The 26658-nt window shown below is 71.4% G+C and carries 25 protein-coding genes and 2 tRNA genes; 11 read left to right on the plus strand and 16 right to left on the minus strand.

Annotated features, from left to right (window positions below; translation table 11 throughout):
• Positions 1-84: 84 nt before the first annotated feature.
• The 3 genes from ACFC0Z_RS20340 to ACFC0Z_RS20350 all read right to left on the minus strand — a co-directional run bounded on the left by ACFC0Z_RS20340 (position 85) and on the right by ACFC0Z_RS20350 (position 2858).
• Positions 85-744, minus strand: a complete 660-nt coding sequence (locus ACFC0Z_RS20340; RefSeq protein ID WP_376439667.1) for a response regulator — start codon at positions 742-744, stop codon at positions 85-87.
• A 41-nt stretch (positions 745-785) separates the two neighbouring features.
• Entirely contained in the window at positions 786-2579 is a 1794-nt protein-coding gene (locus ACFC0Z_RS20345) for a sensor histidine kinase (protein WP_376440316.1), read from the minus strand.
• 192 nt (positions 2580-2771) lie between these two features.
• Positions 2772-2858: transfer RNA gene (locus tag ACFC0Z_RS20350), tRNA-Leu, on the minus strand.
• A 357-nt stretch (positions 2859-3215) separates the two neighbouring features.
• Between ACFC0Z_RS20350 and ACFC0Z_RS20355 the strand changes: the two genes are divergently transcribed.
• The 6 genes from ACFC0Z_RS20355 to pknB all read left to right on the plus strand — a co-directional run bounded on the left by ACFC0Z_RS20355 (position 3216) and on the right by pknB (position 11384).
• The gene (locus ACFC0Z_RS20355) at positions 3216-4061 is read left to right on the plus strand and encodes an FhaA domain-containing protein (protein ID WP_376439670.1); all 846 of its coding nucleotides are present in this window, start codon (positions 3216-3218) and stop codon (positions 4059-4061) included.
• Positions 4062-4071: 10 nt separating this feature from the next.
• On the plus strand, positions 4072-4599 hold the full coding sequence (locus ACFC0Z_RS20360) for an FHA domain-containing protein (RefSeq protein ID WP_376439673.1): 528 nt from the start codon (positions 4072-4074) through the stop codon (positions 4597-4599).
• Between the two features lie 87 nt (positions 4600-4686).
• Positions 4687-6198 carry a Stp1/IreP family PP2C-type Ser/Thr phosphatase gene (locus tag ACFC0Z_RS20365; RefSeq protein WP_376439676.1) on the plus strand — a complete coding sequence of 504 codons (1512 nt, stop codon included), beginning with the start codon at positions 4687-4689 and terminating at the stop codon, positions 6196-6198.
• Positions 6199-6223: 25 nt separating this feature from the next.
• Complete coding sequence (locus tag ACFC0Z_RS20370; protein WP_376439679.1) at positions 6224-7645, plus strand: FtsW/RodA/SpoVE family cell cycle protein; 1422 nt, start codon at positions 6224-6226, stop codon at positions 7643-7645.
• A complete protein-coding gene (locus ACFC0Z_RS20375; RefSeq protein WP_376439681.1) occupies positions 7642-9111 on the plus strand; it encodes a peptidoglycan D,D-transpeptidase FtsI family protein in 1470 nt (489 codons plus the stop codon). The genes ACFC0Z_RS20370 and ACFC0Z_RS20375 overlap by 4 nt, the downstream gene beginning before the upstream one ends.
• Positions 9112-9287: 176 nt before the next feature.
• Positions 9288-11384, plus strand: coding sequence for a Stk1 family PASTA domain-containing Ser/Thr kinase (gene pknB / locus ACFC0Z_RS20380; RefSeq protein WP_376439683.1), 2097 nt, complete (start codon positions 9288-9290; stop codon positions 11382-11384).
• A gap of 93 nt (positions 11385-11477) precedes the next feature.
• On the opposite strand, the gene ACFC0Z_RS20385 is transcribed toward pknB, so the two are convergent.
• The 6 genes from ACFC0Z_RS20385 to ACFC0Z_RS20410 all read right to left on the minus strand — a co-directional run bounded on the left by ACFC0Z_RS20385 (position 11478) and on the right by ACFC0Z_RS20410 (position 15816).
• Positions 11478-12158 (minus strand): class E sortase, encoded by a 681-nt coding sequence (locus ACFC0Z_RS20385; RefSeq protein ID WP_376439686.1) that lies wholly within the window; start codon positions 12156-12158, stop codon positions 11478-11480.
• 83 nt (positions 12159-12241) lie between these two features.
• Positions 12242-13429, minus strand: a complete 1188-nt coding sequence (locus tag ACFC0Z_RS20390) for a class E sortase (RefSeq protein ID WP_376439689.1) — start codon at positions 13427-13429, stop codon at positions 12242-12244.
• Positions 13426-14064 carry an aminodeoxychorismate/anthranilate synthase component II gene (locus ACFC0Z_RS20395; protein WP_376439692.1) on the minus strand — a complete coding sequence of 213 codons (639 nt, stop codon included), beginning with the start codon at positions 14062-14064 and terminating at the stop codon, positions 13426-13428. Before ACFC0Z_RS20395 ends, ACFC0Z_RS20390 begins: the two co-directional genes overlap by 4 nt.
• Positions 14061-14234, minus strand: coding sequence for a hypothetical protein (locus tag ACFC0Z_RS20400; protein ID WP_376440339.1), 174 nt, complete (start codon positions 14232-14234; stop codon positions 14061-14063). Before ACFC0Z_RS20400 ends, ACFC0Z_RS20395 begins: the two co-directional genes overlap by 4 nt.
• A gap of 55 nt (positions 14235-14289) precedes the next feature.
• Positions 14290-15027 carry a class E sortase gene (locus tag ACFC0Z_RS20405; protein ID WP_376439695.1) on the minus strand — a complete coding sequence of 246 codons (738 nt, stop codon included), beginning with the start codon at positions 15025-15027 and terminating at the stop codon, positions 14290-14292.
• A gap of 21 nt (positions 15028-15048) precedes the next feature.
• A complete protein-coding gene (locus ACFC0Z_RS20410; protein ID WP_376439698.1) occupies positions 15049-15816 on the minus strand; it encodes a DUF881 domain-containing protein in 768 nt (255 codons plus the stop codon).
• Positions 15817-15966: 150 nt separating this feature from the next.
• Between ACFC0Z_RS20410 and crgA the strand changes: the two genes are divergently transcribed.
• Positions 15967-16221 carry a cell division protein CrgA gene (crgA, locus tag ACFC0Z_RS20415; RefSeq protein ID WP_376439700.1) on the plus strand — a complete coding sequence of 85 codons (255 nt, stop codon included), beginning with the start codon at positions 15967-15969 and terminating at the stop codon, positions 16219-16221.
• Positions 16222-16526: 305 nt separating this feature from the next.
• Here the strand turns inward: crgA and ACFC0Z_RS20420 are convergent, their stop codons facing one another.
• Both ACFC0Z_RS20420 and ACFC0Z_RS20425 read right to left on the minus strand, forming a co-directional pair.
• The gene (locus tag ACFC0Z_RS20420) at positions 16527-17393 is read right to left on the minus strand and encodes a rhomboid family intramembrane serine protease (protein ID WP_376439702.1); all 867 of its coding nucleotides are present in this window, start codon (positions 17391-17393) and stop codon (positions 16527-16529) included.
• Between the two features lie 8 nt (positions 17394-17401).
• Positions 17402-17929 (minus strand): peptidylprolyl isomerase, encoded by a 528-nt coding sequence (locus tag ACFC0Z_RS20425; RefSeq protein ID WP_376439705.1) that lies wholly within the window; start codon positions 17927-17929, stop codon positions 17402-17404.
• A 257-nt stretch (positions 17930-18186) separates the two neighbouring features.
• Here ACFC0Z_RS20425 and ACFC0Z_RS20430 point away from each other — a divergent pair, with 257 nt between their 5' ends.
• The gene (locus tag ACFC0Z_RS20430; protein ID WP_376439707.1) at positions 18187-18918 is read left to right on the plus strand and encodes a DUF5324 family protein; all 732 of its coding nucleotides are present in this window, start codon (positions 18187-18189) and stop codon (positions 18916-18918) included.
• 1 nt (position 18919) lies between these two features.
• Here ACFC0Z_RS20430 and ACFC0Z_RS20435 read toward each other — a convergent pair whose 3' ends face one another.
• The 3 genes from ACFC0Z_RS20435 to ACFC0Z_RS20445 form a co-directional block, all read right to left on the minus strand.
• Positions 18920-19312 (minus strand): DUF6344 domain-containing protein, encoded by a 393-nt coding sequence (locus ACFC0Z_RS20435; RefSeq protein ID WP_376439709.1) that lies wholly within the window; start codon positions 19310-19312, stop codon positions 18920-18922.
• Positions 19313-19491: 179 nt separating this feature from the next.
• Positions 19492-19938, minus strand: a complete 447-nt coding sequence (locus ACFC0Z_RS20440; RefSeq protein ID WP_376439712.1) for an iron chaperone — start codon at positions 19936-19938, stop codon at positions 19492-19494.
• A 15-nt stretch (positions 19939-19953) separates the two neighbouring features.
• The gene (locus ACFC0Z_RS20445; RefSeq protein ID WP_376439714.1) at positions 19954-20418 is read right to left on the minus strand and encodes a carboxymuconolactone decarboxylase family protein; all 465 of its coding nucleotides are present in this window, start codon (positions 20416-20418) and stop codon (positions 19954-19956) included.
• Positions 20419-20623: 205 nt separating this feature from the next.
• Between ACFC0Z_RS20445 and ACFC0Z_RS20450 the strand changes: the two genes are divergently transcribed.
• Positions 20624-23044 (plus strand): tetratricopeptide repeat protein, encoded by a 2421-nt coding sequence (locus tag ACFC0Z_RS20450; RefSeq protein ID WP_376439717.1) that lies wholly within the window; start codon positions 20624-20626, stop codon positions 23042-23044.
• A 69-nt stretch (positions 23045-23113) separates the two neighbouring features.
• Here the strand turns inward: ACFC0Z_RS20450 and ACFC0Z_RS20455 are convergent.
• Positions 23114-23186, minus strand: a tRNA-Ala gene (locus ACFC0Z_RS20455).
• 131 nt (positions 23187-23317) lie between these two features.
• On the opposite strand from ACFC0Z_RS20455, the gene ACFC0Z_RS20460 reads away from it, so the two are divergent.
• Both ACFC0Z_RS20460 and ACFC0Z_RS20465 read left to right on the plus strand, forming a co-directional pair.
• A complete protein-coding gene (locus ACFC0Z_RS20460) occupies positions 23318-23866 on the plus strand; it encodes a DNA-binding protein (RefSeq protein ID WP_376439720.1) in 549 nt (182 codons plus the stop codon).
• A 66-nt stretch (positions 23867-23932) separates the two neighbouring features.
• Complete coding sequence (locus tag ACFC0Z_RS20465) at positions 23933-25222, plus strand: serine/threonine-protein kinase (protein WP_376439723.1); 1290 nt, start codon at positions 23933-23935, stop codon at positions 25220-25222.
• 87 nt (positions 25223-25309) lie between these two features.
• On the opposite strand, the gene ACFC0Z_RS20470 is transcribed toward ACFC0Z_RS20465, so the two are convergent.
• Positions 25310-26605: a hypothetical protein gene (locus tag ACFC0Z_RS20470; protein ID WP_376439726.1), complete on the minus strand. Its 1296-nt coding sequence runs from the start codon at positions 26603-26605 to the stop codon at positions 25310-25312.
• Positions 26606-26658 lie beyond the last annotated feature (53 nt).

The following is a 26658-nucleotide window of genomic DNA, read 5'->3' on the forward strand; positions in this document are numbered from 1 at the left end:
GTCCCGGCCGCGGCCACCACGTCGGGTCGGATCCCGGCGTCGCGTCGGGTCAACCCCGGCATCGGGTCACATCCCGGCGTCGCGTCAGATCCCGGCGTCGCGGGCCAGCAGCGCCGCCTGCACGCGGTTCTCGCAGTCCAACTTGGCGAGGATCCGGCTCACATAGGTCTTCACCGTGGCCTCGCTCATGTGCAGCCGTCTCCCCGCGTCCGCGTTGGACAGCCCCTCCCCCAGGACCGACAGCACCTCGCGCTCCTTCTCGCTCAGCGCCGCCACCCGCGCCCGCGCCTGCTCGGACCGCTCCGCCTCCCGGCCCGCGGCGAGCCTCTCGACCACGTGCCGGGTGGCCGCGGGCGACAGATACGCGTCCCCGGCGGCGGCAGCCCGTACCGCGAGGATCAGCTCGGCCGGGGCCGTGTCCTTGAGCAGGAACCCGACGCCCCCGTGCTCCAGGGCCCGCAGCACGTTCTCCCGCTCCCCGAAGGTCGTCAGGACGATCACCCGGGCCGCGGGCGCGGCCCGGCGCAGCTCCGGCAGCGCCGAGAGCCCGTCGAGGACCGGCATCTGGATGTCGAGCAGCACGACGTCCGCGGCGTGCGCACGCGCCGCCTCGACCGCCGCCCGGCCGTCGGCCGCCTCCCCGACCACCAGGATGTCCTGGTCCGAGGTGAGGATCATCCGGATCCCGGCCCGGATCAGCGGCTCGTCGTCGGCGATCACGACCCTGATGGGTTGACCTGCCACAGCTACTCCCCCATGACTCCGGTAGGGCCGGAGCAGCGCTCCTACCGCTCGACCACGTACGACTTCTTCTCGATCAGCTTGCCGTCCTTGAAACAGAACCGGAAAACGGGCTCCTCGTCGAAGTTGTCACCCGTCTCCGTGGACAGCAGCACCAGGCACTCGGCCCCCTCGGGTCTCGGGGGGCCTCCGACGTCCAGGCCGATGGTGGCCATCGTGTCCCCGGAAGGCAGCGCGTCCCGGACCTTCCGCTCACTCGTGCCGACCTTCACCGCGTCGTACTGCCGGGGCTCGATCATCCCTTCCTGGAGCGTCCCCACCAGGAAGTAGACGCCGAAGCCCGCCGCCACCACCAGCAGGACGACCACGGCGAACGCGATGCCGCAGCCCAGGGCGATCCCGCTGCCCCTGCTCCTGCGCGCACCCGTGCCCGCGCCCCCGCTCAGCGTCATCGCCAGCTCCCGTTCCGCGATCGTCCAGTCGGTCGGTCCGACCCCGACCGAACGACCATCGCGCACCGGGCGCTTCGTCGACTGCTGCCGGAAGTCGTCGGCCGCATCGACCAAAGGCGCGGCCTGGGCGACGGGCGCGGCCCCGTACGGCAGCATCCCCGCCACGCGGAACCCACCGCCGTCGGCCGGGCCCGCGTGGCACATGCCGCCGACCAGCCGGGCCCGCTCGACGAGCCCGGTGAGCCCCTGTCCGCCGCTCACCACGTCCTTCGCCGGCCCGGCCACCGGCGTCGCGTTGGTGACCTCCACGACGAAGGTGTCCGGCTCGTACCGCAGCTCGACCTCGATCGCCGCCCCCGGCGCGTACTTGTAGGCGTTCGTGAGGGCCTCCTGCACGATCCTGTACGCGGCGTGGTCGGCGGCCGGTTCCAGTGCGCGTTCCTTGCCGACCCGTCGCAGGTCGACCGTGGTGCCGGCCGCTCGGGCCGCCGTCACCAGCCCCTCGATGCCGGCGGTCCCCCGCGCCGCCCGCCCCGTCTCGTCTCCCGCCGGCGCGGGCGCGGAAGCCGTTCCGGCCGTCGCCTCGACGCCGTCGCGCAGTATGCCGACGACCTCCCGCAGCTCGCGCATGGCGGTCACCGAGGCGTTCCGCAGGACACCGACGGCCTCGCGCTGGCGCTCGGTCAGTTCCCGGTCCACTTCGAGGGCGCCCGTGTGCACGGCGATCAGCGCCAGCTGGTGGCCGAGGCTGTCGTGCATGTCCTGCGCGATCCGCTGCCGCTCACGCAGCCGCGCCTGCCAGGCCACCATGCTCCGCTCCCAGAGCAGTTGGGCGTTGCGCTCCTGGAGGGCGTGCAGCAGGGTCCGCCGCTGGGTCCAGTACCGGTGGCCGAGCGCGGGCGCGAGGGTGGTGCCCAGGTAGTAGAGCGTGGCGAGGAAGGCCATGGTGAGGAGCCGCTGCTGCTCCCAGGTCTCCAGGAGGGTCCCCCCGATGGTCAGGGCGAACGCGACGAGGAACGCGGCCAGCGCCTGCCCCGCCCCGGCGATGTACCGGCCGGCGGACCAGCTGACGACGACGAGCAGGGGACCGAAGCCGGGGAGGAAGGGGGCGAGCGCGGCGGAGACGACAAGGGTGCTCGCGGGCAGACGGCGCCGGAGCAGCGACAGCACGCCGGCGCCGGCGGCGACCCCGGCGAGCCGCCATCCCTCGCCGCCGAGGAGCTCTTCGGTGCCCGCGGCGAGCAGGGCGACGACCACGGTCAGCGCGAGCTCGCCGACGGTCCGGCTGCGGGACCACTGCCCCGGCACCACGAACCACTCCCACCAGGCGGCGAGCCTGCTCTTCACCCCGGTCAGGCTCGCGCCCCCGGCCCCCGACTTCGACATGACGTCCACGCTCGCACCCTAGGCAGCGCCCACCCCCGTCGGCTTCCGCCTTTCGTCTCGCCCTCCCTCGACGAAAGTCGCGCCGCGAAACCGCCGCCCGCGCCGTCCCGCGCCGTCTAGCAGGGCCAGTGCTGGCAACGGCGGGAAACGCGAAACGGTCGGCATCGTGAAGACGATGCCGACCGTTTCGACTGGTGCGCGAGGGGGGAGTTGAACCCCCACGCCCTTTCGGGCACTGGAACCTGAATCCAGCGCGTCTGCCTATTCCGCCACCCGCGCATTAGGTGACCTCCAGCCCCTCTCACCTTTCGGTGCGAGCGCCTGGCGACATCTGAAGATTAGCACGTCGCAGGCCGTGGATTCACATCCGTTGTTTCGCCCCGGCTCCCGGAGAACAAGGAGAGAGAGGAGAAGAGGGAGGAAGGTGACGGACCGCACCCTTCCTCTTGGTACCGAGCCTTCGGTCCCGCCGCCGCGTGCGGGACACTGTCCACAGGCCGCCTCTACGATCCGGGGGAACGGCCTGTGAGAGGTGACACTCGTCCACAGGGCAGAGAAGGGGAACCAGCCGATTTCCCGACGCGTGGATACGATCAGTAAGCAGTACCAGGACGACAACGACGGAGGAGGTGCCCCATGGGAGTCCTGAAGCGATTCGAGCAGCGCCTCGAAGGTCTGGTCAACGGCACCTTCGCCAAGGTCTTCAAGTCCGAGGTCCAGCCTGTCGAGATCGCCGGCGCTCTCCAGCGCGAGTGCGACAACAACGCGCAGATCTGGAACCGCGAGCGGACCGTCGTCCCCAACGACTTCATCGTGGAGCTGAGCACGCCGGACTACGAGCGTCTCAGCCCCTACTCGGGCCAGCTCGGCGACGAGCTCGCCGGCCTGGTCAGGGACTACGCCAAGCAGCAGCGGTACACCTTCATGGGACCGATCAAGGTCCACCTGGAGAAGGCCGACGACCTCGACACCGGTCTGTACCGGGTGCGCAGCCGCACCCTCGCGTCGAGTACGTCACAGCCGCAGCCGCCCGCCGCCTCGCACCAGCAGCAGCACCAGCCGCAGCAGCCCCAGGGCCGCGGCGGTTACGGGTACCCCCCGGCCGGCGCCCCGCCCATGCCCGCGTCCCCGCCGCCCGGCCACCGGCCGACGGCGCCCGCGGGCGGTCCCGTCGGCGTGCCCGCCGCCGGACAGGGCTCCCAGGTCCGCCGCTGGATCGAGATCAACGGCACCCGCCACCAGATCTCGCGCCCGACCCTGGTCCTCGGCCGCAGCACCGACGCGGACGTGAGGATCGACGATCCCGGCGTCTCCCGCCGGCACTGCGAGATCCGGACCGGCACGCCCTCGACGATCCAGGATCTCGGATCCACCAACGGCATCGTGGTGGACGGGCAGCACACCACCCGCGCTACGCTCCGCGACGGCTCGCGGATCGTCGTGGGCAGCACCACCATCGTTTACCGGCAAGCCGAAGGGTGAAGCGGGGGCAATGTCAGAGCTGACCCTGACGGTCATGCGGTTGGGTTTCCTGGCCGTTCTGTGGCTGTTCGTCATCGTGGCCGTCCAGGTCATTCGCAGCGACCTGTTCGGAACACGGGTGACGCAGCGCGGTTCGCGGCGCCAGGACGCCCGGCCGCAGCAGAACGCGCGCCAGGCGGCCTCCGCGCCCCCGCAGCAGCGCGGCCAGCAGCAGCCGACGGGCGGTGGGCGGCAGCGCCGCGGCGCCCCGACGAAGCTGGTCGTCTCCGAAGGCACCCTCACCGGCACCACCGTCGCCCTCCAGGGCCAGACGATCACGCTGGGCCGGGCGCACGACTCCACCATCGTGCTCGACGACGACTACGCGTCGAGCCGGCACGCCAGGATCTTCCCGGACCGGGACGGCCAGTGGATCGTCGAGGATCTCGGGTCCACGAACGGCACCTACCTCGACCGGACCCGCCTCACCACCGCCACGCCGATTCCGCTGGGCGCGCCGATCCGCATCGGCAAGACCGTCATCGAGCTGCGGAAGTAGTACGACAATGAGCGGAGCGACCGGAGGGTGGGCAGTGTGGGTCGAGACCGGCTGTACCCCGATGCAGCGTCGACAGGGCAGGTGCGCATGACTCTGTCCCTGCGTTTCGCCGCGGGCTCCCACAAGGGCATGATCCGCGAGGGCAACGAGGACTCCGGCTACGCCGGCCCCCGTCTCCTCGCCATCGCCGACGGCATGGGCGGCCAGGCCGCCGGTGAGGTCGCCTCCTCCGAGGTGATCTCCACCCTCGTCACGCTCGACGACGACGTCCCCGGCTCCGACATCCTCACCTCGCTCGGTACGGCGGTGCAGCGCGCCAACGACCAGCTCCGGATGATGGTCGAGGAGGACCCGCAGCTGGAGGGCATGGGCACGACGCTCACCGCCCTGCTGTGGACGGGCCAGCGCCTCGGCCTCGTGCACGTCGGCGACTCCCGCGCGTACCTGCTCCGCGACGGTGTCCTCACCCAGATCACCCAGGACCACACCTGGGTCCAGCGGCTCGTCGACGAGGGCCGGATCACCGAGGAAGAGGCCACCACCCACCCCCAGCGCTCGCTCCTCATGCGCGCGCTCGGCAGCGGCGACCACGTCGAGCCCGACCTCTCGATCCGCGAGGTCCGCGCCGGCGACCGCTACCTGATCTGCTCCGACGGCCTGTCCGGCGTGGTCTCCCACCAGACCCTCGAGGACACCCTCGCCAGCTACCAGGGCCCGCAGGAGACCGTGCAGGAGCTGATCCAGCTCGCGCTGCGCGGCGGCGGCCCCGACAACATCACGGTGATCGTCGCCGACGTCCTCGACGTCGACGGCGGCGACACCCTCGCCGGCCACCTCAGCGACACCCCCGTCATCGTGGGCGCCGTCGCCGAGAACCAGGCGGCGCAGCTCAACGACGGCGGGGCGATGCAGACCCCCGCCGGCCGCGCCTCCGGCCTCGGCCGCCCCGCCCCGCAGCAGCAGCCGCCCGCCGGCGGCTTCGGCCCGCCCGGCAGCGGCGACGACCACGGGTACGGCTACGGCGGCATGCCGCCGCAGGGCTCGTACGAGTCGTACACGGACGACGACTTCGAGAAGCCCCGCACCGGCCGCAAGTGGCTGAAGCGCTCCTTCTTCCTCGTCCTGTGCCTCGCCGTCCTCGGCGGCGGTCTGTACGGCGCCTGGCGGTGGACGCAGACGCAGTACTTCGTGGGCGCCAAGGACGAGCACGTGGCGCTCTACCAGGGCATCAGCCAGGACCTGGCGTGGATCTCGCTGTCGAAGGTCGAGAAGGACCACCCCGAGATCGAACTCAAGTACCTGCCCGCCTACCAGCGGAAGCAGGTCGAGGACACGATCGCGGGCGGCAGCCTCGGCAAGGCCGAGACGAAGCTCTCCGAGCTCGCGACGCAGGCCTCGGCCTGCAAGAAGACCGAGCAGCGTCACGCCGCCGCCGAGAAGGCCGCGGACCAGGCGAGCAAGCCCCCGGCCGAGACGCCCGAAGGCACGCCCGAAGGCACCGCCACCCCCGACTCCAAGCCCACCGCAGCCGCTCCGTCCCCGGGTCCCACCCTCACCGCGGAGGAGCAGAAGCTCGCCTCGAACTGCGGCAAGCAGTAAGACCCGTAGGGGGCCTTTCACCACCATGAGCGTTGTCACCAACACGACCACCATCGGCGCGATCGAAGCACCGAGCCGCCGCAACACCGAGCTGGCGCTGCTCGCGTTCGCCGTCGCCATCCCGGTGTTCGCGTACCTCAACGTGGGCCTGGCCATCGACGGCAAGGTCCCGGCCGGCATGCTCGGTTACGGCCTCGGCCTCACGCTCCTCGCGGGCGTCGCGCACCTCGTGGTGCGCAAGTGGGCCCCGTACGCGGACCCGCTGCTGCTGCCGCTCGCCACTCTGCTCAACGGTATGGGCCTGGTGCTGATCTGGCGACTCGACCAGTCGCCGCGGCTGATCGCGAAGTCGATCCGGGACTTCGGCAGCTTCAGCCCGGACGCTCCGAAGCAGATGCTGTACTCGGCTATCGGCATTGCCATGTTCGTGGGCGTGCTTCTGCTCCTGAAGGACCACCGGGTCCTCCAGCGCTACACGTACATCTCCATGGCCGTCGCTCTGGTCCTGCTGCTTCTGCCGCTCGTTCCCGGCCTTGGCACCCCGGTCTACGGCGCCAAGATCTGGATCAACGTCGCGGGCTTCTCGATCCAGCCCGGCGAGTTCGCGAAGATCGTGTTGGCGGTCTTCTTCTCCGGCTATCTGATGGTGAAACGCGACGCCCTGGCCCTGGCCAGCCGCCGTTTCATGGGGCTCTACCTGCCCCGTGGCCGTGACCTCGGCCCGATCCTGACGATCTGGGCGATCAGCCTCCTCATCCTGATCTTCGAGAACGACCTCGGTACCTCGCTGCTCTTCTTCGGCATGTTCGTGATCATGCTGTACGTGGCGACGGAGCGGACCAGCTGGATCGTCATGGGTCTGGGCATGTCCGTCGCGGGCGCCGTGGGCGTGGCCTCCTTCGCGAGCCACGTCCAGGCCCGTGTGGACGCCTGGGCCGACCCCTTCGCCTGCGCGAAGGACGTCGCCGCGTGTGACCAGATGACGCAGGTCCTGATGTCCTTCGGCTCCGGTGGCATCCTCGGCACCGGTCTCGGGCAGGGCAACTCGGACCTCATCGGCTTCGCCGCCAACTCCGACTTCATCTTCGCCACCGTCGGCGAGGAGCTGGGTCTCGCCGGCGTCATGGCCTTCCTGCTGATCTACGGCCTGATCGTCGAGCGCGGTATCCGCACCGCCCTCGCCGCCCGCGACCCCTTCGGCAAGCTCCTCGCGATGGGCCTCTCCGGCGCCTTCGCGCTCCAGGTCTTCGTCGTCGCCGGCGGCGTCATGGGCCTCATCCCGCTCACCGGTATGACCATGCCGTTCCTCGCGTACGGCGGTTCCTCCGTGATCGCCAACTGGGCTCTCATCGGCATCCTGATCCGGATCAGCGACACCGCGCGCCGTCCGGCGCCCGCGCCCGCTCCTTCCCCCGACGCCGAGATGACCCAGGTGGTCCGTCCGTGAACAAGCCGCTGCGCCGGGTCGCGATCTTCTGCGGCCTGCTCGTCCTCGCCCTGCTGATGCGGGACAACTGGCTCCAGTTCGTCCGCGCCGACGAGCTGAACAGCCACGCGAGCAACAAGCGTGTCCAGATCGAGCGGTACGCCAACCCCCGCGGCAACATCACCACCGCCGACGGCAAGCCGATCACCGGGTCCGTCGACTCGCAGGACCCCACCTACAAGTTCAAGCGGACCTACACCGACGGCCCCATGTGGGCCCCGGTCACGGGCTACGCCTCGCAGGCCTACGACGCCAACCAGATCGAGAAGATCGAGGACGGCATCCTCACCGGCAACGACGACCGGCTCTTCTTCGACCGCACGCTGGCCATGTTCACCGGTGAGACGAAGAAGGGTGGCGATGTCGTCACCACCCTCAACAGCGCCGCCCAGAAGGCCGCCTACGAGGGCCTCGGCAACAACACCGGTGCCGTCGTCGCCATCGAGCCGTCGACCGGCAAGATCCTCGCGCTCGCGTCCACCCCCTCGTACGACCCCGCCTCCTTCGCCGGGTACTCCGGCAAGGACGAGAAGGCCTGGGTCGCGCTGGAGAAGGACAAGAACAAGCCGAAGCTCAACCGCGCGATCCGCGAGATCTACCCGCCCGGCTCCGTCTTCAAGGTCGTCACCGCCGCCGCCGCGCTCGAAAACGGCAAGGTCACGGACATCGACGCGCCGACCGACACCCCCGAGGGCTGGAAGATCCCCCTCTCCACCAAGGAGATGGTGAACCACGCCCGGGGCTGCGCGAAGGCCAGCCTCAACGAGGCGCTGCGGATCTCCTGCAACTCGGTCTTCGCGAAGCTCGGTGACGACGTCGGCCGGGACAAGATGGTCGAGATGGCGGAGAAGTTCGGCTTCAACGCCGAGCAGTTCACCCCGGTCCGCTCCGCCGCCTCCGTCTACGACAAGAAGTCCGACCGCGGCGGCAACGCGCTCTCCTCGATCGGCCAGTTCAACACCGCGACCACCCCGCTCCAGATGGCGATGGTCACGGCGGCGATCGCCAACGACGGCAAGCTGATGAAGCCGTACATGGTCGACAAGCTGGTCGCGCCGAACCTCGACGTCATCAAGCAGAACGAGCCGGAGGAGATGAGCCAGCCGGTCTCCCCCGCCAACGCGCAGCTGCTCCAGAAGATGATGGAGAACGTCGTCGAGAACGGCACCGGCGGCAACGCCGACCTGAACATGCGGGGCGTGAAGGTCGGCGGCAAGACCGGTACGGCGCAGCACGGCGAGAAGAACGCCAAGCGCCCGTACGCGTGGTTCATCTCGTACGCGAAGAGCGCCGAGGGCTCCCCGGTCGCCGTCGCGGTCATCGTCGAGGACTCCTCGGGCACCGACCGTGAGGACATCAGCGGTGGCGGTCTCGCCGCCCCGATCGCCAAGGCCGTGATGAAGGCGGTCATCAAGAGCCGGGGCTGATCCCCGACCACGCAGGAGTCATGTACGAGCCGGGTACCCGCCAGGTACCGGTCAGGTATCAGCTACCGGCCCCGGGCGGAACGCCTGTCCGGGGCCGGTAGCGTATGCGCGAACAGCACACACCGCCGGACCACCCATGGGTGCGGTCGGGACAGACGGAGAGGGCTGGATTAGCTATGGAAGAGCCGCGTCGCCTCGGCGGCCGGTACGAGCTGGGCTCGGTGCTCGGCCGCGGTGGCATGGCCGAGGTGTACCTCGCCCAGGACACCCGGCTCGGCCGCACCGTCGCCGTGAAGACGCTGCGGGCCGACCTGGCCCGCGACCCGTCCTTCCAGGCCCGGTTCCGCCGTGAGGCACAGTCCGCCGCCTCGCTGAACCATCCGGCGATCGTCGCGGTCTACGACACCGGCGAGGACTACGTCGACGGGGTCTCCATCCCGTACATCGTGATGGAGTACGTCGACGGGTCGACCCTGCGTGAGCTGCTGCACTCCGGGCGCAAGCTGCTGCCCGAGCGCACCCTCGAGATGACGGTCGGCATCCTCCAGGCGCTGGAGTACTCGCACCGCGCCGGCATCGTGCACCGTGACATCAAGCCGGCGAACGTCATGCTGACGCGCACCGGCCAGGTCAAGGTCATGGACTTCGGCATCGCGCGCGCCATGGGCGACGCGGGCATGACCATGACGCAGACCGCCGCGGTCATCGGCACGGCCCAGTACCTCTCCCCCGAGCAGGCCAAGGGCGAGCAGGTCGACGCCCGCTCCGACCTGTACTCCACCGGCTGCCTGCTGTACGAGCTCCTCACCGTCCGGCCGCCGTTCATCGGTGACTCGCCGGTCGCGGTCGCGTACCAGCACGTCCGCGAGGAGCCGCAGCCGCCGTCGAACTTCGACCCCGAGATCACGCCGCCGATGGACGCCATCGTCCTCAAGGCCCTGGTCAAGGACCCCGACTACCGCTACCAGTCCGCCGACGAGATGCGCGCGGACATCGAGGCCTGCCTCGACGGCCAGCCGGTCGCCGCGGCGGCCGCGATGGGCATGGGCATGGGGATGGCGGGCGGTCCCGGCTACGGCGGTGGCTACGGCTACCCGGAGGACCAGCCGACCACCGCGCTGCGCCAGGCCGACCCGGGCGCGCAGACCTCGATGATGCCGCCGGTCAACCCGAACGACGGGTACGGCTACAACGACGGGTACGACGACCGTCCCGACCGCCGTCGCGGCAACCAGAAGAAGTCGAACACCTCGACGATCCTGCTGGCTCTCGCGGGCGTCCTCGTCCTGATCGGCGCGATCTTCATCGCCGTCGCCGTCTTCGACAAGGACGACAAGACCGCGCAGGTCACCGTGCCCCAGCTCGTCGGTCAGACGGTGAAGGCCGCCGAGGGGTACGCGGCGAACGCCCAGGTGAAGATGGTCGAGGCCGGCGCCGAGCGCTGCGCCCAGCCGAAGGGCTCCATCTGCCGCCAGGTCCCGGTCGCGGACAACACCGCGAAGATGGACACCAACGGCACCATCAAGGTGTGGGTCTCCGAGGGCGCGCCGCTCGAAGAGGTCCCGGACGTCACCGAGAAGTCCCAGGAGAGCGCCGAGAAGCAGCTCAAGGACAAGGGCTTCACGGTCAAGGTCGAGCAGGAGGAGTCCGAGGAGGACCCCGGCACGGTCCTGAAGCAGGACCCGCAGGGCAGCACCAAGGCCGAGAAGAACTCCGAGGTGACGATCACCGTCGCCAAGCAGCAGCTGTCGGAGCTTCCCGACCAGACGGGCCGTACCTACGACCAGGCCGTGCAGCAGCTGAACGCGGTCGGGTTCACCAACATCGCCCGGCAGGACGTGGACAACGACCAGCCCGCGGGCACGGTCATCGGCATGACTCCGGAGGGCGGCTCGGACCAGCCGAAGGACACCCAGGTCACGCTGAAGGTCTCCAAGGGCCCGCAGGTCACCCAGGTCCAGATCCCCACGGACCTGGCGACCAAGCAGTTCAAGGACGTCAAGGCGACCCTGATGGCCCTGGGTCTGGTCGTCGTCCAGGAAGGCTCCGACAAGGAGGACGCCCTGGTGATCACCACGAACCCGGGTCCGGGTTCGATGATCAACCAGGGCGAGACGGTCAGGGTCATGACCGTGGGCGGTGGCGGCGACCCGAGCACCACGGGCCAGACCACCGGCGACCCCAACGGCCAGCCGGGCGGTCAGACCGGTGGCAACAACGGAAACAACGGCAACGGCGACAACGGGGAGAGCGGCGGCGGCTTCTTCGGCTGATCCGCCCGCGTCACGCACAACCGCGTCACGCACACAGGAAGGGCCCCGGCATCCCCACGGATGCCGGGGCCCTTCCCGTACAGCAGCCTGAGATCAGCGCAGTTCGGCCGGCGGGGTGCGGGCGTGGTCGACCTTCTCCGTGCGCTCCAGTTCGCCCCAGACGATGTACCGGTAGTCCGAGGTGTACATCGGGGTGCAGGTCGTCAGGGTGATGTAGCGGCCCGGCTTGGTCTTGCCGGACTCCTCGGGGACGGGCTGGAGGACGTCGACGTTGTACTTCGTCGTCTCCGGCAGCGTCTTGTAGACCTTGTAGACGTACCAGGTGTCCTTGGACTCGAAGACGATCGCGTCACCGGTCTTGAGCTTGTGGATGTTGTGGAACTTGGCGCCGTGGCCGTCGCGGTGCGCGGCGAGCGTGAAGTTGCCCTGCTTGTCCTGCGGGAGGGCCGACTTGACGGGCTCGGTGTAGTAGCCGGCGACGCCGTTGTTGAGGACGTCGCTGGTGGTGCCCTTCTGGACGAGGACCTCGTCGTCGCCCATCGCGGGGACGTGGAGGAAGCCGATGCCGTTCTTCGTGTCGAGCGCGCCGGGCGTCTGCTCGGCGGCCCAGGTGTCGCGGACCTTGTCGCCGTCCTTGTCGGCGGCGCGGTCGGCGAGGACGTTCGTCCACCACAGCGAGTAGACGACGAAGAGGCCGAGCACGATGCCCGCCGTGATGAGGAGTTCGCCGAAGACGCTGATGATCCCGGCGATCCGGTTGCGCGCGCGTGCCACTAGGTCGTCCCGTCGTCCCGTCCGGAGGTGTGCTGCTCGGTGTGGTGCCCGGTGTGGTGTCCGGTGTCGTGCTCAGTGGGGTCTCAGCCTACGAGCGCGGCCGGCTTTCCCTTGGACCGCGGGCGCTCCTCGACCATCTTGCCCCAGACGATCATGCGGTACGTGCTGGTGAACTCGGGGGTGCACGTGGTCAGGGTCAGGTACCGGCCCGGCTTGGTGAAGCCCGAGCCCTTGGGGACCGGCTGGATCACGGAGACGTTGGACGGCGCGGTCTGCGGCAGGATGCTCGTCATCTCGTACGTGTAGTACGCGTCCTTCGTCTCGACGACGACCGGGTCGCCGGGCTTCAGCTGGTTGATGTACCGGAACGGTTCGCCGTGGGTGTTGCGGTGGCCGGCGACGGCGAAGTTGCCCTGCTTGTCGGCGGGCATGGCCGTCTTGAGCGCGCCCTCGGAGTAGTGGCCGACCATGCCCTTGTCGAGGACCTTGGCCTTGCTGATGCCCTCGGCGACGGGCACGACGACGTCCAGCTTGGGGATGTACATGATGGCGAAGCCCTCGCCGGGCTCGAAGGCGGCGGGCTTGTCGTCGGTGGGGGTGCCGGCGGCGTCCTCCTTCGCCCAGGTGTCCGCGATCCGCTCCTTGGCCCGGTCGGTCTCCTGGCCGGCGAGGACGTTCGTCCACCACAGCTGGTAGGTGACGAAGAGGAGCATGACGACGCCGAGCGTGATGAACAGCTCGCCGACGAAGCGGCTGGCGATGACGCCGACGCTGTCCTTGGCGGCGCGGGCGGCCCGGCGCGCCTCGACGCGGGAGAGCGGCGGGCGGGGGCCGTCGGGCCGCGGCGCCGGGCCCGGAGCCGCGCCCCGGCCCCTGCCGCCGCCCTTGGCGGCGCGGCGCCGCTCGGCGCGCCCTGGCCCGGGAAGGGGCTCCACGGCCTCCAGGACGGCGGTCTCGTCCCCGACGGGCCGCCGGGGCTCCTCCTGCTCGTAGGAGGCGTAGGCGGGCTCGTAGGGGTTTTCCTGTACGGGTAGGGGTACGGGGCCGGGGCCGGGGCCAGCCGCCTCGTACGGGCTGTACTGCTCGTACTGCTGCTGTCCGTACTGCTGTTGCCCGTACTGCGGCTGCTCGTACTCCCCCTGGCCGTACTGCTGCTGCTGGTACGGCTGGTACTGCTGCCCGTACGGATCCACCGGTACGGGCGCGGGTACGGGTATCGGCTCGTGCTCCGGGGCCCCCTCGTCCCGGAACCAGGGCGAGCCCGTCGTCACGCGAGAGCCTTGCCCACCACCGGCGCGAGCCCGGCCGACCGGCTGACGGCCCCTTCGTCGCCGCACCGCTCCAGCCAGTTGGCCAGCATCAGGTGACCGTGCTCGGTGAGGACCGACTCGGGGTGGAACTGCACGCCTTCGACGGGCAGCTCACGGTGGCGGAGCCCCATGATGATGCCGTCCTCGGTCATCGCCGTGACTTCGAGCTCGGCCGGGAGAGCGGCCGGCTCGGCGGCGAGCGAGTGGTAGCGGGTCGCGGTGAACGGCGAGGGCAGGCCGGCGAAGACGCCCTTGCCCTCGTGCGTGACCGGCGAGGTCTTGCCGTGCAGCAGCTCGGGCGCGCGGTCGACGATCCCGCCGTAGGCCACGGCCATGGACTGCATGCCGAGGCAGACGCCGAAGACGGGCACGCCGGTGTCGGCGCAGTGCCGGACCATGTCGATGCAGACGCCGGCCTGCTCGGGGGCGCCGGGGCCCGGCGAGAGCAGGACGCCGTCGAAGCCGTCCTGGGCGTGGCTCAGCTCGACCTCGTCGTTGCGGAGCACTTCGCACTCGGCGCCGAGCTGGTAGAGGTACTGAACGAGGTTGAAGACGAAGCTGTCGTAGTTGTCGACGACGAGAATTCGCGCGCTCACTGGCCGTCCACCGTCACATCGTTGAACGGAAGCAGAGGCTCCGCCCAGGGGAACACGTACTGGAAGAGGACGTACACGACCGCGAGGACCAGCACGATCGAGATCAGCGCCCGTACCCACGCGTTGCCCGGCAGATGCCGCCAGATCCAGCCGTACATGACGTCGGCCACCGCCCCTTCCGTTCGTTACGGGGACCAGAGTACGGGTCCGGGGCTCGGCGGGGGGTCAGCTGCCCAAAGCCTGTGGACGACCGTCGGTCACGGGCTGGGTGGCGTCGAGGTGGCCCCAGACGACGAGCCGGTGGCTGCTGCCCCACTCGGGGTCGCAGGTGGTGAGGGTGAGGTAGCGGCCGGGGCTGGTGAAGCCGGCCGCGTTCTTCTTGAACGGCTTGGGGACGGGCGCGACGACGCCCACGTCACCGGGGACGGTCCGGTACGGACCGCGGTCGATCCGGTACGTGAACCAGGTCGTCCCGTCGGTGAGGACGACCGCGTCGCCGGGGCGGAGCCGGGGGAAGTCCTTGAAGGGGTCGCCGTACGTCCTGCGGTGCCCGGCGACGGAGAAGTTGCCGGTCGCCCCGAGCCGGGCGGTGCCCGCGTAGTGGCCGAGGCCCTTCTTGAGGACGGCGGGTCCCGTGCCTTCGAGGACGGGCCACTTCCACTCGGCGCCGAGCCGGGGGACGTACATGACGGCGATGCCCTTGCCGGGGGCGTACGGGGAGGGCGGAGGCGGCTTGCGGGTGGCCGTCGGCGCGGGCGCGGGTGCCGCCGCGGGCGCGGGCGCCGGCGCGGCCTCGACGGGGGACGTCGTCCACTCCCGCTGGAGCGAGTCGATCTGGTCGGCGCTCGCGCTCTGCGCCTGGACGCCGGTCCAGTACAGGACGTAGACGACGAAGAGGACGATCAGGGTGCCGACGGTCAGGCAGAGCTCGCTGAAGCTCCGTACGACGAGACGCAGGACCACCGCGCGCCCCTCCCCCAGCTGTCAGCTCACCGGCTTCGCGTAGTGGAGGTCCACTGTGCCGGAGTAGCCGGGAAGAGTCACCGCCTTGTGCTCGTCGACTTTCCAGCCGAGCCCGTACGCCTTCACGTACAGCTGGTAGTTCTGCAGGGCCGGGGACTCCGCGAGGGCGTCCTCCAGCTTCCCGCGGTCGCCGACGGCGGTGATCTTGTACGGGGGCGAGTAGACGCGGCCCTGGAGGATCAGGGTGTTGCCGACGCAGCGCACGGCGCTGGTGGAGATGAGCCGCTGGTCCATGACGCGGATGCCGGTGGCGCCGCCCTCCCAGAGCGCGTTGACGACGGCCTGGAGGTCCTGCTGGTGGATGACGAGGTCGTTGGCCTGCGGCTCGGGGTAGCCGGGGGCCGCCTGGGCGTTCGGCGGGGCGTCGTTCAGGGTGACGGTGACGCCGGAGCCCGAGACCTCGGAGGTGCCGGCGGTCGCTTCGAGGGAGGCGAGTTTCTCGTCCTCCGCGCGGGTGGAACCGTCGTCGCGGGCGGCGAGGCCGTCGACCTGGGAGCGGAGCGCGGCGGTGGACTCGTCGAGGCCGGCGTTCTTGTGGCTGCGTTCCTCGATGAGGTCGGAGAGCCGCAGCAGCGAGGCGTCCGTGCGGATGTTGGTGCCCTTGGCGGTGTTGAAACTGGTCACGAAGATCAGTCCGGCGAGGGCGAAAACGGCAAGCGTGAGCACCCGGACGGGGCGCCACCTGCTGGTGCGGCCCGGCCCGGGGGGAATGTCGGCGGAATTGCTCAACGTACCCTGATCCCCTTCGGTGCCGCGGAACCACTACGCTAACGGACGCCCGGGGGACGCAGGTTTCCGCTTGCATCCTCTTGCGTCACATCCCGGCGCCAGCCACAGTTCCCTGCGCGGTCACGCAGCGCATCGACAGGAGAGTCCCTCGTGCCGAAGTCACGTATCCGCAAGAAGGCCGACTTCACGCCTCCGCCCGCCAAGCAGGCCACCAACATCAAGCTGACGAACAGCAGCTGGGTGGCGCCCGTGATGCTGGCGCTCTTCGCCATCGGGCTGGTGTGGATCGTGGTCTTCTACGTCACCGACGGGTCGATGCCGATCAAGTCGATCAGCAACTGGAACATCGTGGTGGGCTTCGGCTTCATCGCGGCGGGGTTCGGCGTCTCCACACAGTGGAAGTAGCCCGCCCGTAGGGCCGGTCCCGGCCCCTCGTCAAGCTCTCCCCAGAACTTATCCACAGCGTTGTGCACAGCACTGGATAACTTACGAAGATCTGTGGATAACTCGCACGGGATTGACGCCGGTATGACCGATATATGAGCTCGCTCACGGTCTCGAATATCGAAAACGCCCCTCGCCTCCCTGGCAAAACACCAGGTCAGAGGCGAGGGGCTGCGCGTTTCCCCACAGAGCGGGGACGATCCGCCACGCACTGTGGATAACTCTGGGGAAAGCTCGTGGAAAAGCTCGTCCACAAGCCCCCGCGCTCAGGTGAGCGCGGCAGACCTGGCCAGGACGAGCCCCACGTCGATCAGCAACAGCAGTCCACAGGCGCCGTACTGCACGAGGTCCCTGCGCGCCCGCGGAGCACTCACCAGCGCGTACGTCACCAGGGCGCCGGCGACGAGACCGCCGACGTGCGCCTCCCAGGAGATCCCCGGACGGGTGAACGTCATGAGCAGCGACAGCGCCACGAAGAGGACCACGGGCCGCATGTCGTGCCGCTTGCGGCGGGCCAGCACGACCCAGGCGCCGATCAGGCCGTAGACCACGCCGGAGGCGCCCAGCGAGGCCTGGTTCTGCGGGGCGACGAGATAGGCGAGCACGGAGCCGGAGAGCCCGGAGAGCAGGCACAGGGCCGCGTACCGGATCCGGCCGAGCTCGGGTTCGACGATCCCGCCGATCACCCACAGGCCCATCACGTTGAAGAGGATGTGCCAGACCTCCTGGTGGAGGACGGTCGACGTCAGCAGCCGGTACCACTCGCCGTCGGCGACGCCGACGACCTCGCCGAGCGCCGGGCTGTAGGCGTAGCCGATGAGCACGAGCTCGTCGACGAACCGCTCGCCGAGCAGCAGCACCAGGCCGTAGACCGCGATGTTGATCCCGATGAGGAGCTTGGTGACGAACCGGTCGTCGGCCGCCACCCTGCCCCCCGCGAGCGTCCGCGGCACGTTGGCGTCGGCGGCGTGGCCCGTGCCCGAGCCGCCTCGGACGCAGTCGGGGCACTGGAAGCCGACGGAGGCGGAGACCATGCACTGCGGGCAGATGGGCTTGTCGCAGCGGGCGCAGCGGACGCCGGTCTCCGTCTCCGGGTGGCGGTAGCAGCGCGCGAGACCGGACGTCGGTTCCATCGACGTCGTCAACGCTTCTCGATCACCACGGACTCGACCACCACGTCCTGGAGCGGACGGTCGGTGCCCGGGTCGACGGGGGTGGCCGCGATGGCGTCCACGACCTTGCGGCTCTCCGGGGAGACGACCTCGCCGAAGATCGTGTGCTTGCGGTTGAGCCAGGTCGCGGCGCCGACGGTGACGAAGAACTGGGAGCCGTTGGTGCCCGGGCCCGCGTTGGCCATGGCCAGCAGGTAGGGGCGGTCGAAGAAGAGCTCGGGGTGGAACTCGTCGGCGAACTGGTAACCCGGGCCGCCCGTGCCGTTCCCGAGCGGGTCGCCGCCCTGGATCATGAAGTCCTTGATGACCCGGTGGAAGACCGTGCCGTCGTAGAGCGGGTCCGAGGAGACCTTGCCGGTCGCCGGGTCGGTCCACTCGCGCTCGCCGCTCGCGAGCTCGACGAAGTTGCGGACCGTCTTCGGCGCGTGGAACGGCATGAGCCGGACCTCGATGTCGCCCAGGCTGGTCTTGAGGATCGCGTACAGCTGCTCGGCCACGGTCGCCTTCCGTCCACGTCGTGTGACGCCTCGTCTGTCTCTGGCGTCCCGATCCTCGCATGGACCGGGGACCCCGCCCGCATGCTCCGCAAACCCCGCCCGCATGCTCCGCAAACCCCGCCCGCATGCTCCGGAAACCCTGACCACATGCCCCGGATGCCCGCCCCGCATGCCGGACCCTGGTCCGACGGGCATGATTTCGAAAAGGGTGGAAAGGTGACAAACCAGTATCGTCGCCACCGAGGAGGAGGAATCCCGTGACCCGCATGGACAGCGTGCGCGCCGCCACAGATTCGGCGAAGGAGAGTGTCCTGCACGCCGCGGAAGTGGTGGCGCCGTACGCGGAATCGGCCAAGGACCAGGCCACGCACTACGCGCACGAGGCGCGGGTGCGCATCGCGCCGAAGGTCTCGAGGGCCGCCAAGAAGGCCCGAGTACAGGCGCGTGCGCAGTACAAGTGCTACGTGGCACCGCATGTGCCGCCGAAGGTCGACGCCGCCGCGCACCGCGCGGTGGACATGACCCGCTCGGCCGCCCGTCAGGCGACCGACTACACCGTTCCGCGTGTCGAGCACGCGGTCGCCGCGACCGGTCCCGTCCTGGAGGAGGCCGGGTCGCGTTCCACCGCCGCCTGGGCCGCGCTGCGCGGTCAGGTGACGCCGAAGGACATCGAGAAGATCGTGAAGAAGCATGAGCGGCGGGCCCGTGCCGGGCGCCTCGCCAAGGGTGTCGCGATCACCGGCCTGGTGGCCGGCGGGGCTTTCGCCGTCTGGAAGTGGTGGGACAAGCAGGCCAACCCCGACTGGCTGGTCGAGCCGCCCGCTCCCACCGAGGTGGAGGACCGTTCGGGCGCTTCGGTACGGGAGACGGAGCCGGTGCGGGACAACGGGATCGGGTCCGATCCGTCCGGTGTCACCGATGTCGAGGACATCAGGGGTGCCACCGAGGTCGCCGAGGCCGACGCCGTGGAGCCGGACGAGCGCCGCTGACTCACGCCGCCGTCGCGGCGAGGGCGAGCTCGGTCAGCGCGGCCGGGTCGCTCTCGGCCGCGCCGGCGGCGCGGCGCTGGCGGACCGAGGGCGAGGAGCCGTGCGCCTCGGCGCCGATGCGCTGCTTGATGGTGGGCGGCAGGGAGCGGTCACCGGCGATCGGCAGGTGATGCGTCCGCTGGGCCGGTACGAGGGCGGCCGCGCGCTGCTTCACGGGCGGGGCGACGGCGGCGGCAGCGGTGACGGCGGTGGTCCCGGCCGTCTCCTCCGGCTGCCGGACGGCCGGCTGCCGGCCCGCGGCGGCGGCGGGGCTCGCCAGGCCGACGGAGGCGAGCAGGGCGAAGAGGACGGAGACGAAGGCGGTCCAGAACTGCTTGACCTTGGCGGTGGCCATGACCCCTCACTTTCGTGGTGTTCCCGGATGGTTCATCTCGGTTTGCGCGCTTTACGTACTTTCCACATGATGTGGACGCGAGCCGGGATTCCGCGGAGCGACGCCGCCGCCGCGCAGTTCTTCCGATGAACACCACCCGTCCGGATCATTGGCCACCCCCGGCGGCCCGTCGGACGGCCTCAGCTCACCGCCCGCTTCACCAGCTCCGCGATCCGCGCCTCGACCTGCGGGTTCAGCTCCTTGACGGCGAAGACGACCGGCCACAGGGCGTCCTCGTCGAGGTTCGCCACGTCGTTGAAGCCGAAGGTCGCGTACCGCGCGTTGAACTTCTGCGCGCTCTGGAAGTAGCAGAGGACCTTGCCGTCCCTGGCGTACGCCGGCATCCCGTACCAGGTCTTCGGCGCGAGCTCGGGGGCCGCCTCCTTGACGATGGCGTGCAGGCGCTCGGCGATGACCCGGTCCGACTCCTGCATCTCGGCGATCTTCGCGAGGACGTCCGCCTCGTCCGCCGCCGCCTTCTCGGCGCTCGCGGCCCGGCGGGCGGCCGCCCGCAGCTCCTTGGCGTGCTCCTTCATCGCGGCGCGCTCGTCGGCCGTGAACGTCTCGGTGGTCTGGTTCTTCGCCATGGTGATGTCCCTCTCTCAGTGACGGATGTCGGCGGCGCCGGCGATCCGGCGCGTCGTGGTGTCCAGCCGGTCGAACAGGTTGGTGACGCCGATCAGGAGGATCAGGGCGGCCAGCCCCTGCTCGTCGTAGTGGGTGGCGGCCCGGTCCCAGACCCGGTCGTTCACCGCGTCGGGCCGGTCGGCGAGCCGCGTCGCGGCCTCGGCGAGGCCCAGGGCCGCCCGCTGCGCCGGGGTGAAGTGCGGGCTGTCCCGCCAGGCGGCGACCGCGGTCAGCGGCGCGTCGCCCACCCCGGCGGCGCGGGCAGCCCCCGCGGCGGCCTCGACCCCGGCGGCGGAGCCGTTGATCTGGCTGACGCGCAGCCGGACCAGTTCGAGCGTCCGCCCGTCGACGCCGCCGGAGCGCACGGCGTCCAGGAGTTCCCTGGCCGGCCGGCCCGCGGCGGGCAGCACGTCGACGGGGTCGCGCAGTCGGGATCGCATGTCCGCTCCTCACCTCTTCCGGTTGCCCCGGTTCGCCGCCCCGTTCCCTCGGGGCGTGACTCCATGACAGCCCGTCCCGCTCGCCGCCGCCACGCGCGTGGGACACCGTGGGACAGGTGAACCGCCCTTGACCAGCGAGGAATTGGCTCGGAGGATTTCGGCCCGTACGGGACGGAACACCGCACTGACGACGGGGGACCCGCAAGTGGACGAGTACGAGACCGCATCCGACCCGAAGGACGAGCTGGCCGCCCGGCTGCGCCTGCTCCACGAACTGTCCGGGCTCGGCGTACGGGCTCTCGCGCGGGACGCGGGACTCAGCTCCTCGTCCCTCTCCCGCTACCTCAACGGCCTGACGGTGCCGCCCTGGCCCGCGGTGGTCGCCCTGTGCCGCCTGGTCAAGCGCGATCCGCGCCCCCTGCGGCCCCTGTGGGACCGGGCCTCGAACCCGCTCCCGGCTCCGCCGAAGAGCAGCCGCCAGATCCGTCCGCTGCCCCGCAACGACCTGCCCCGGGACGCGCCCGACTTCACGGGCCGCGAGGAGCGGCTCGCCGCCGTCCTGGCGGCCGTGGAGAGCCACCGGGCGGTCTCGGTCGACGGCATGGCGGGGGTCGGCAAGACCTGCCTCGCGGTGCACGCGGCGCACCGGCTCGCCGCCGACTTCCCGGACGCCCAGCTCTACGTCGACCTGCACGGTTTCACGGAGGGCCGCCCGCCGGTCGACCCGGACTCGGCGCTGCGGATGCTGCTCTCCGCGCTCGACGTCCCCTCCGAGAAGGTCCCGCAGGAGGGCATCGAGGAGCTCGCCGCCTGCTGGCGCTCGGAGCTGGCGCGCCGGCGGGTCGTCGTCGTCCTCGACAACGCCGCCGACGCCGAGCAGGTCCGTCCGCTGCTGCCGGGGGCCGGCCCCTCGGTCGCCCTGGTGACCAGCCGCAACCGCCTGGTCGGCCTGGACGAGGTGCCGCCGGTCTCCCTGGACGTCCTGACCCCGGAGGAGAGCGCCGAGCTCCTCGCCCGGGCCAGCGGCGACCCCGGGGGCCCCGACGGCAGGCTGGGCCGCGACCCGGAGGCCACGGCGGAGGTGCTGCGGCTGTGCGGCCGGCTGCCGCTGGCCCTGCGGCTCGCGGCGGCCCGGCTGCGGCACCGGCCGGGGTGGACGGTGGGCGTCCTCGTGGACCGCATGACGGAGGGCGGCGCCACCGGTGGCGGCGGGCCCGGGGACGCCTCGGGCAACGCCTTCGCCGCCGAGTTCGCCGCCGCCTTCGCCATGTCCGTACGCCAGCTCGACCATCCACGCGCGCGCGTGTTCCGTCTTCTCGGCCTCCTTCCGGGCGAGTCCTTCGACGCGTACGGCGCGGCGGCCCTCGCGGGCCTGCCGCTGTACGAGGCGAGGGACGCGGTGGAGGACCTGGTGGACGCCCACCTCGTCCAGGAGCCGGTGCCCGGCCGCTACCGCCTCCACGACCTGGTGCATCAGCACGCACGCCGGGCGTGCGCCGAGCAGGACGCGCCGTCCGAGCGGGAGCGCGCCCTCCACCGCGCCCTCGACTACTACGTCCACGCGACGGCCGCGGCGGACACCGCGATCCCCTTCCTGGGGCCCGGCCGACCGGCCTCCGCTGGCCAAGTCCCCACCGCTCTCCCGGTGTTCGCGGACAAGAACGCCGCCATCGGCTGGCTCGTCACGGAGTACGGAAACCTCATCGCCGCCTTCGAGACGGCGGCCGCCCTCGGGGCCGACACCCACGTGTACGAACTGCCCCGGTTCCTCCGGTCCTACTTCGCCCGCCGCTGCGGCACCTCGCACCTCAACCACCTGTTCGAGCGCTCCCTCGCCGCCGCCGAGCGGCTCGGCGACCCGCTCCGGCTGGCCGAGGCCCACAGCGACCTGGGCTTCGCGCGCTACAACGCGGGCCGCATGGCGGAGGCTTCGGAGCAGTACGAGGAGGCCGGCCGCCACGCGGCCAGGGCCGGCGACCCCCAGGCCGAGGCCGAACTCGCCCTGCGCCGCGGCTACCTGAGCTGGGACGAGGGCCGGACAGAGGAGCCGCTCGACCTGTTCCGGCGGGCCGGGGCGCTGTACGAGAAGGCCGGAAGCCCGGCGGGAGCGGCCCACGCCGCCGCGTCGGAGGCCTGGGCCATGCTCCAGCTGGGCCACCGCGAGGAGGCCGCCGACCGGGCCCGGGAGATCCTGGCCGCCCCCCACGCCGACCCGTCCTGGCCGCCCGTCCTCACGGCCCGGATCACCCTGGGTGTGGCCGTCTCCCGCGAGCACCCCGACGAGGCCGTGGCCCACCTGGACCGCGCCCTCGCGGCGGCCCGCGCCGACGGCCACCTCCACAACCAGGCGTGGTGCCTGAACTGCCGGGGGGTCGCGTTGCGCCGGATGGGCCGGTACGAGGAGGCCCTCGCCGCGCACGAGGAGGCGTTCGCCCTGCTCGACGAGGTCTTCGAGGCCCACTGGAAGATCCACTTCCTCGACGGCTACGCCGAGACCTGCCGTCTCGCGGGCCGCCCCGAGGAGGCCCTCCGCCTCCACCACGAGGCCCTCGCGCTCGCCGTCGCCCTGGGCAACCGCCCCGCGGAGGCCCTGGCCCGCGAGGGCATCGCCGCCCTCGCCCCGTAACCCCGGCCCAGCCCCGTACGAAAACACCCCCCTGACCGCGTCGAAGCAGGTCAGAGGGGTGTTCTTCCGTGGAGCCTAGGGGAGTCGAACCCCTGACATCTGCCATGCAAAGACAGCGCTCTACCAACTGAGCTAAGGCCCCGGAACGAGAACAGCGTACCGGGTCTCCCCCCATGTCCGGCAAAAGGATTGGGACTCCCGGTCCACGACCACGCTCCGTAAGATGCTCACGAGGTTCGCAGTGGCGAACCTAAGGGATGGGGAGAAGCAGTAATGGACGCAGCGCAGCAGGAAGCCACGGCAAGAGCCAGAGAGCTTCAGCGCAGTTGGTACGGGGAGCCGCTGGGGGCGCTCTTCCGTCGCCTGATCGACGATCTCGGGCTCAATCAGGCCCGTCTCGCGGCCGTGCTCGGGCTCTCCGCGCCCATGCTCTCCCAGCTGATGAGCGGCCAGCGCGCCAAGATCGGCAACCCGGCCGTCGTCCAGCGCGTCCAGGCCCTCCAGGAGCTCGCCGTCCAGGTCGCCGACGGCAGCGTCAGCGCCGCCGAGGCCACCGCCCGCATGGACGAGGTGAAGAAGTCCCAGGGCGGCTCCGTCCTCACCGGCACCGCCCCGGCCGCCGCCGGGACGGGCGCCCCGACCGTGCGCCGCGTCGTCCGCGAGATCCAGTCGCTGCTGCGCTCCGTGTCCGCCGCCGGCGACATCATCGACGCCGCCGACTCCCTCGCCCCGGCCCACCCGGAACTGGCAGAGTTCCTCCGGGTGTACGGCGCCGGGCGCACCGCCGACGCGGTCGCCCACTACGAGTCGCACCAGAACTGACGCAACGACGGACGCAGCGACGGACGCAGCGGCACAGCAGACGCAACGGGGAGCGGGCGCAGCACGATGGGTGAGGTCTTCGCCGGCCGGTACGAGCTGATCGACCCGATCGGGCGGGGCGGGGCGGGCGCGGTGTGGCGCGCCTGGGACCACCGCCGACGCCGGTACGTGGCGGCCAAGGTGCTCCAGCAGAGCGACGCGCACACGCTGCTCCGCTTCGTCCGCGAGCAGGCGCTGCGGATCGACCATCCGCACGTCCTCGCCCCGGCCAGCTGGGCCGCCGACGACGACAAGGTCCTCTTCACCATGGACCTCGTCGCCGGCGGCTCGCTGGCGCACGTCGTCAGGGACAACGGGCCGCTGCCCCCGCACCTCGTCTGCGCCCTGCTCGACCAGCTGCTGTCCGGTCTCGCCACGGTCCACGCCGAGGGGGTCGTGCACCGGGACATCAAGCCGGCCAACATCCTGCTCGACGTCACCGGCACCGGGCGGCCGCACCTGCGCCTGTCCGACTTCGGCATCTCCATGCGCAAGGGCGAGCCCCGCCTCACCGAGACCGACTACGTCGTCGGCACGCCCGGCTACTTCGCGCCCGAGCAGCTCATGGGCGCCGAACCCGACTTCACCGCCGACCTCTTCGCCGTCGGCCTGGTCGGCCTGTACCTGCTCCACGGCCGGAGCCCGGACTCCCGGGCGCTCGTCGACCACTTCCGCGCGCACGGCACCCCGAGCGCCCCGGAGAGCGTCCCCGAGCCGCTGTGGCAGGTCCTGGCCGGTCTCCTCCAGCCGGACCCGGGGGCCCGTTTCCGTACGGCCACGGGGGCGCGCAAGGCGCTGCACGCGGCGGCCGAGCTGGTGCCCGGGCCGCGACCGGACGAGCCGCCGGTCGCGATCGTCGACCAGATCGGCCCGCTCCCGGCCGGGTTCGGCCCGCAGGGCCCGCTCGGCCCGACGGACGCGGCCCCCGCACCCGTCCCCGTCCCCGTACCCGCGCCCGCGCCCGTACCCGTACCGCCGCAGCCGCCGACGCATCCCCCGGCCCGCGCGGCGTCCGAGACGGGCAGCTTCCACCTGCCCCCGCCGCTCACGCCGACAGTCCCGCCGTCGCCGGCACCGGCACCGACCCCGACGGCCTTCGCCCAGGCCCCCACGGCGGGAGCCCCGTACGGGCAGCCCACGCCTCACCCGGCCGCCCACCCGGCCGCCCACCCGGCCGCTCAGCCGGTCCCCCGGACTCCCGTCGCCGCGCCCGCCCCCGGACGCCGTCCGGGACCGCCCCCGAAGGTCGCGGTCCCGGTGTTCCTGCTGGCACTGGTCTGCCTGGCGGTCGGCTTCTGGGCGCTCTCCCAGACCTGACACCTGAACCGGGTGCCGCAAGGCCCCCAGGGGCCCAGAAGGCCCCTACAGGCCCTCCACGCCCCTCCCTCGCCCTCCTACGCCCTCCTACGCCGTCCGGCGCCGGGCGAGCGCCGTCCACGCGCCCAGGCCGAGCAGGAGCGCGCTCCCGGTCCCGATCCCGGCGACCGCGACGGCCCGCATGGTCCCGCTCCGCTCCTCGGCCGCCACGCCCTCGGCCCCGCTCGCGCCGCTCTCCGCCGCGTCCTTGTCCCCGGCGGTCACCGCGAAGGGACCGGGGTCCCCGTCGTACCCGGGACCGGGCTTCGCCGCGCCCGTGACGCGGACCCGGAGCGTCAGGGGCACGGCCGCGTCCCCGTACTCCTTGGCGATCGCCGGGCTGAGCGTCGCCGACAGGTAGTACCAGCCCGCGAAGCGCATGCCGTTGGTGGCGTCGTTGTACGAGGTCCGGTTCTCGTGGGCGACCGGCCGCAGCGGGTCGAGGGCGAGCGTCGAGGGCTTGCCGGAGTAGCTGCCGGAGTACTCGTCGACGTGGCCGAACGCCGGGTTCTCCAGGGAGATCGCGAGGGCGTTGCCGACGTACTCGTCCCCGGTCGCGCTGCTGCCGAGCTCCGCCGTGGCGAAGAGCTGCTGGCCCCAGTCGACGGGCACCCGGAAGTAGAGGGTCTGGCCGGGCCTGATGTCGGAGCGCCACTCGCCCTCGCGCAGTGAGGCGGCGTCGGCGAGGCCGTCCCCGCCCTGGCGCGGCCGCGGACCGCCGGTGGGCGGCGCCGGCGTGGCGGAGGGCCACACCTCGGGGAGTTCGGTCGGCCCGGCCTTCTTCAGGCGGGGCTCGGTCAGGTGCCGGATCTCCAGCTCCCAGTCGTCCGCGCTGGACGTGGGCTTGGAGGTGCGCTCGACGAGGACGTAGAAGGCGCCCGCGCTCTGGCAGCTCGTCGCGTCGGGGTCGATGATCCGGCGGGCGTACGCGGCGAGGGGGCGCGGGTACTCGGAGGAGGAGAACAGCGTCTGCTGGTAGCCGCAGTCGGTGCCGCTGCCGTCCTGGAGGGTCACCTTGACGCCGTCGCCGTACGCGACGAGGCCGCCGGGCTTCGGGACGGCGACGACGGAGACGTAGGCGTCGAGCCGGTCGTCGAGGTCGACGCGGTAGTAGACCTTGCCGTCCTTCTTGAGCGTGTCGCGGTAGACCTGCCCCGGCCGCAGCCGGGTGGCGTTGGCGCTGGAGGCGGCGCCCTTGACCCGCTCGGCCCTGGCGTCGAAGGCGTACGGGGGAAGGGGGCCGCCACCGGCCGCCAGGGCCTGCGCCGGCCCGCCCGCCACCACCGCCAGGACGGCGGCGGCCAGCGCCGCCGCTCTCCGCCCGATCCCGGACCGCTTTCTCACGCGCCACCCCTCGACTTCACGTAAGCAACTGATCGTTTTGCTCAGGCAAAGCG

This window comes from Streptomyces sp. NPDC056144 (genome assembly GCF_042264145.1).
Classification (GTDB): Bacteria; Actinomycetota; Actinomycetes; order Streptomycetales; family Streptomycetaceae; genus Streptomyces.